The following is a 6,627-nucleotide window of genomic DNA, read 5'->3' as shown; positions in this document are numbered from 1 at the left end:
ACGAGAAATCGGCGTAAACGTTTGTTTCTTCAACTGGTCCAATCTTGTCATTGATTACAGATAATCCTAAACCAACATTTTTACCTACCGGGCTGCTCCCTGAAAAGGTCATTGTTGTTGGAGAATCCTCAATGTCAACCCATTGCTTACGGTATAACAAACCGAAAGACAGGTTTTCCTTGGAACCTGCATAAGCAGGGTTAATCACGTTCATGTTATACATGTACTGCGTGTAGTGGGGATCCTGTTGAGCGGCGGCGTCTGTAAGCCCGCCAAGAGCCAATAATGCTGCAAGGTATAGTTTCTTCATTTGTAATTTGTTTGGTTAGTTCGAAAATCTAGTTCAAATAAAAACTACTTACCCACTGTTGAGAACAGTAGGTAAGTAGTAAGACTTATTTAATCGCGAAAGGTTTAATTGATATTTAAATAATTAACATTTTTTCTGCTATTCTTCTCTGTTAATGTGTACCCATCCTGTTATTGTTTTACTATTTGAGGTATCTATCATATAGTAGTATGTTCCTGTAGGCAGTTCGTTCCCGTTTCCGCCCTGGCCATGCCACTCTTTAGTGTAGTTCGATTTACTGTAAACCTCCTGTCCATAACGGTTAAAGATTTTTAGTTCTCTTACACCAAAACCAGAAAGATCAAATTCATCATTCATACCATCACTATTAGGAGAGATACCTCGAGGGATATTACAGCTTACAGATTCTACATTGACTTCGGTTGTTGAAATACACTCTTCATCACCAATAGGAGCAATAGTTACTTTATAAATACCAGTACTTTCAACAATGACTTTTGCATTAGTTCCTATCACTGTACCAGCTTTATTTGTCCAGGCAACTGTTACGTTACCGGCATTTAATGTACCCTTAGGATCAAAAAGAACTTCAAGTACGTAATTTCCATCTTCACAACCTTGAGCTGTAGTGATTATTGCTGTAGGTATGATTGTTACAATAAACGAATTTTGAGCGGTACATTTTGGTGTAGTAGCACTTTGGGCAAACACATAAATAGTTTGCGTATTTGTTATTATATCTCCTTCGTTTAATATCTGCCCTGTTCCTTCGGGCCCTGTGTAATAGTTATTATTAGAACTTAATACAGGTAGTGTATAGCTAATACATGCGTTAATATTTACAGGAGCATCAGCAACTGGGATAGAAGTTATAGTAATCTTAACAGCAGCTGTACCCGGGCAGCCTAAATTATTTACAATAACCTCATATACTCCAGCTACCGAAACAGTAATTGAAGCTGTAGTACCTTGGAATGACTCTCCATCTTTAGTCCAGGTATATGTCGCAACTGCAGGATCATAGTTAGCAGGACTAACCGGTGTTACCGAGATTGTAGCTGTAGTACCCTCACAAATAGTAAAGTCGTCATTTACTTTAAATAGTGGTGTAAAGTCCCGTATTACAAGGTTAAATGTTTTAACAGCAACGCAGCCTCCTTTATTAACGATTCTTACATGTATTTCTTGTAGATATTGCGTAACATTATTATAATTAGTTAATGGTAATGCACCAAGGTTAGCCCAAGCATCTTCGTTAGATAAGTGATAAGAGATTGTATAATCTGCCGGATGCTCTCCTACAATTATTGCTGTGTTATCCGAAAGATTGAATGTTCCAAATCCATCAGCATCACATACAGTTAATTGTAATGGATCACCTGTAGCTTTTTCAATATCCGGATAGAATTCAATCTTAACAGAATCCTCTGTTGTACAAGTACCACCAAAATTAGCAATTACCTTATACGTTCCGGTTTCGCTAACTTCCAGATTTGGAGCTATTTCACCCGGTATTAGCTCACCATCTTTATACCAAGTAAATGTATATTCGTTAGGATCTGCACCGCTTTCTATAGTATGTGTAATATTAGCACAAAGTGCGCCGCCATTTTCGAATGTTAAATCTAAACCAAGATTAACGTTTGTTGTCTCGAATTTACCAATGAACACAGCAGAGTCACCATTCCCGGCAAATTTCTCGGCAATAACAAGTTTAATATGATAAACCTGGTTTGGAACAACAACTGCTTCGGCAAACATTTTAACGGTATTGCCTTCAAAGTTAAGCGGTGCGAACAAAGGATCTGTCGTTAAATTTCCTCCGGCAAAATGCCCATAATACTTATCGAAATAAGTCACATTAACCGATTCGCAACCGGGATTAAATTCAGTATTCCTTATCGAAGCTGTAGAAACAGGTGCATCAGTATTAGGAACTATTGCTAAATTTACCGTTACAGGAGTACCTGTCCCATCATCGGTTGTAAGGAAAAAAGCAAAAGCATCTGAAAAAGAACATTGATAAATGCCATATTCCATAGAAGCGAAAATAAAAGGGAATTTAATTTTAGTTGATAGCGGTGTAAAGTCGAACTCAAGTACAGTAGCATCACCATAACTTCCCGGATCTAAATCAAGATTGTTCATATAATCCTCCAACTGATCATCACCATCCCAGCCTCCTTCTCCTGAGCCATTTAAGTAAGGGCCAGGTGTGTCAGATGCTTTTCCTGTACTTAGAACAACGCCTTCTTCCAATTGAAATGCTGATAAGCCTTTTTCAAAACGACCAATCCCATTTATTCCAATTTCAGTACCTGTTTTCCATGTAATATTTTGAACATTAACACATGAAGACTGAATTAGAGTATTTAAAACGATATCTTCAACCGGTACCATATCATCAACAATAACAGATTTTGGAGTAGAAACGCATACATCAAAACTAATTGATGCTTCAGGTTCTAACCACTCGGTATAAACCATGATTAGATATTTATTGCCCGGCATTAAATTAGGGACAGCAACACTTATAGTTCCATTATTGTTAAGATAACTAACACATGTAATGTGCGTTAAATTACCACAGTTATCACCTTCGTAGATTCCAATATTAGCTTTTACCCCAAGCTGATTGCGCACACTTACGATATGTTCATCTTCAACGGCAGTAAATTCAAACCATACATCGTTATCTATTTCTCCCACAGCACACTCTGATATAACCCCAGACCATACTGATCCGGTTAAGGTACCACCAACGGACACTAGACACTCAATTCCTGAATTTACAGGAACTGTAACAGCAGCATCACAATCATCATTTGCAATTAATGTTATAAACTTAAATGGACCGGACCATGTACTATAACCATCTACATCTCCACAATTTGCTCTTACATAAAATACATAAGGGGTACCAGGCGTTAAATTTTCGAATGTATATGGATGGCTTGTTACAATTGTTCCCGATGTTGTAGGTGCTGGAGAACCTAATGTTAATACCCAAATTTCCCACGAATCAGCATTTCCCATTTCGGTCCAATCGAATGTCGCTGATGTCAATCCAATATCAGACACTGTAAGTTGCTGTGGTTTGAGGCAAGTAGGCGCAACGCATGAAACAAAACCGGTATATAAAACGTCTCCTTGTGTACCTTCTCCAAACGGTTTAATATATACATCTTCCATATGGGGGGTGTAAACATGGAGTCCTTTATCGTTTGGTTGCTCTCCTTCTTCGTTCCATACAATTTCGATCTCCATATCTGGGCATAAAGACACCTCTACCATATGAGTGTATGGATTATCTGCCATATCAAAACCAGAACCTAAAACAGCAACAACAACACCTCCCTGAGAAACCGTTATTGTATTTCCTTCATAAGCCCAACCTCTTTTACTGGTTAACTCAAAATAGAAAACACATTTATCTTCAGGATTACATGCTTCAGAATGCATTAAATATGGACCTGTCCATTTGCTGGTAGGTGTACTCGCGCCTGTGCATATAGCCCGTACATAATACTCATAATTTGTATTGGGCTGAGGTAGGGGGACTGCAATAGTAGGATTTGTTGTTGTAGAAACCCCACTAGTGTCATCTGTAGGCGCCGGTTGTCCGGGTTCTACTATATAGTATTCCCAGTTCCCGGTTGCAGTGCCACTCCAACCCAAATCTATGCTTGTCATTGTTCCATTTGCAGCTGTTAAGTCTACTGGTGCCATGCATTTTGGATGTAAACAATCAACATTGTCGGTATAAATGACAATACCTGTAGTCGGGGTATTAAAAGGAAGATTAAAAATTTCCTGATTGAATGAATTAATGATTGAAAGCCCAACTTGATTAGGCGAACCGCCACCATTATTCCAAAGTACTTCAAAAGGAATACCTGTACATAAAGGAACAATAATTGATTGTGATTCCCCTACAGTAAATGTTGGGCCGATAACCGCAACATTAGTCCCATTCTGTCTTATCGTCATAGAAGCTTCGTTCCAGCCACCTGGCTGCCCCTCGCTTTTCATGACAAATTCATAGTCGCATTTATTTGTAGAATCACATACAGATGAACCGAAGGCAGATGGTTTGCTCCATTCACTTACCGTTGTGCTTGCGTCCTCACAATGCGCTCTTACATAATAGTCATAATTGGTAGATGCTGCTAACGGACCTGCACCTATTGTAGGATTAGTTGTGGTAGAGGTTCCAACAGTATCAGCAGTAGGTGCCGGTTCACCAGCCTCTACAATATAATATTCCCATTGCCCTGTTGCAGCACCATCCCAACCTAAATCTACAGTTGTTTGTGTTGCATTAGTAGCAGTAAGACCTTTTACAGGCATGCAATATGGTTTTTCACAATCAATCACTACCTCATATAGAGTTGTGTTTTGAACACCTTGTCCAAGTGCTTTTTCATATATCTCCTGTCCGAATGAATTTTTAACACTTATGCCTACATTTGCCGCTGCCCAAGAGGTTCCTATTTCATCCCAGAATAACTGAACCGGCATATTATTACATAAAGGAACACTAACATCTATCGGCACACCATCGTCTCCCGGGCCGGTTAAAGTAGCGATAGTAATACCATTTTGTTTAACTGACATTGTGTGATCGCTCCAGCTGCCCCAAGCACTCCACATGTGAAAAGTGAAATTACACTGATCTGCAGCCTCGCAACCCTTTGTATTGAAATAATAAGGACCTGCCCATGCACTAAAAGTACCATTTCCACAATTTGCCCTTACCCAATATTCATAAACTGTTGAAGGCTGAAGCTCATCCCAAACATAATTTGTATTGATTGTTGCAGTTTCCCCCGTGCCTTGAGGAACACCTGTTCCTTTAGGCTGTACAATTACACCCCATGAAGTTGCTCCTGTTGGATTGCTCCATGATAATTCTACCCAAGTGGAACCTATATTTGTAACAGGAGCCCCCACAGGTTCATCGCAAGCGACTGCCTGTATTGTTAATGTATAATCAGTTACAGCTGCATTACTGGAAATTACTATATAATAATCTTCGCCGGTAGTTACAGCAAATTCATCCAGAGAAATATTGTTAGCTTGATCTCCTGCAGTGCCTCCAGCAAGACATTGTACTCCAATATCGGCGCAGGAAGCATACACAAATACCCCTGCATAAGGATCAGTATTAGAAAGGTCAATATTAATTTCACCTGTAAAAGCCGCTGTGTATTTATATACAACATCATTGCCGCTTAAATAGTTTTCTCCCGTATTGGTAGTACAGCCTGTTCCGGGTTCGCCTTCATATTCATCAGCAAAGTTATTCGTAGTATCAGTATCCGTATAAGGCAATGCAGCCACAACCAAAGGAGCCGTGCAATTATCACCTAAACCTTTAGTACAAAAGAAGAATGGACCTACCCATATACTTTTACCATTTGTATCGCAATTTGAGCGAACATAATATTTATAACAAGTATCTTCCACTAAAATGCCTGCCGATACCGTAAATGGAAGAGCTCCTGAATACGAATGTGTTGGTGTTCCCGAAGGAGCATCATTTCCCCCTATTAACTCGATGTCCCATGATGTAGCACCACTTGGATTTGCCCAACTAAGATCGGCTGAATGCAAACCTACATTAGTAGCAGCCAAAGTAACAGGAGGCACACATTTTTTCACAACATTGATATCGTCAATTAGCCAACGATCACTGTTAGTTGATCCACCTTTCATCATAAACGCAATACGCACCTGAGCTCCAACATAAGCAGCAGGTATAGGTATTACTTTTTCGATATACATTAATTGTTCAGGGTTAATTTCTAGCTCTGTCCACGTTTGCAGCTGCGTATAAGAAGCTGGCGAATTAAGATCGGCTGTAGGGGTAGCCGTAAGATTTAAAATAAAAATTTTGTATGTACTCCCTTGGACTCCAGCCTGTGTAAGTCTGGAAAAAAAACGAAGTTCTGGATCAGATGGTACTGTAAATGCAGGTGTTACCAAGTAGTCTTCAGGACCTCCGGCTGCACCAATTTCTCTTTGCAGAAAAGCTGCACGCTCTCCCGTATAGGCTGGCTGCTGAATAGTACTGTTAGCAGCGCCTTGAGCCCAGGTAATATTAAGTCCCATACCATTCTGTATCGTGAACCAACCTGTTGCAGTCGTACCTGTAGGTGCGAGCGTCCAGCCCGTTTCAAATCCTTCCGGGAACTGGGCGTATCCACAGAAAGAGAGCAATGATAGAAAGAAGATCAAAGTAATTTTTTTCATAGCGTATTAATTAATTGGTAGTTAATGTTTAAGCTCTAAAAGTATACAAAAAATCTTATAAA

General features: G+C 39.6%; 2 protein-coding genes. Both read right to left on the bottom strand.

What is annotated here, in order from left to right:
* On the bottom strand, positions 1 to 310 hold a 310-nt coding region (locus EPI11_RS18780), incomplete at its 3' end, for a PorP/SprF family type IX secretion system membrane protein (protein WP_164879223.1).
* A 138-nt stretch (positions 311 to 448) separates the two neighbouring features.
* The gene (locus EPI11_RS18775) at positions 449 to 6,565 is read right to left on the bottom strand and encodes a choice-of-anchor L domain-containing protein (protein WP_128391529.1); all 6,117 of its coding nucleotides are present in this window, start codon (positions 6,563 to 6,565) and stop codon (positions 449 to 451) included.
* Positions 6,566 to 6,627 lie beyond the last annotated feature (62 nt).

Source organism: Flavobacterium cerinum, assembly GCF_004028155.1.
In the GTDB taxonomy this organism is placed as follows: domain Bacteria; phylum Bacteroidota; class Bacteroidia; order Flavobacteriales; family Flavobacteriaceae; genus Flavobacterium; species Flavobacterium cerinum.
Note: the sequence above shows the minus strand (reverse complement) of the source record. Positions and strands in the feature narration are given on the sequence as shown.

Excerpts from the sequence above, each read along its gene's own strand:
- EPI11_RS18775 (WP_128391529.1), bottom strand. The coding sequence starts at position 6,565 with ATGAAAAAAATTACTTTGATCTTCTTTCTATCATTGCTCTCTTTCTGT.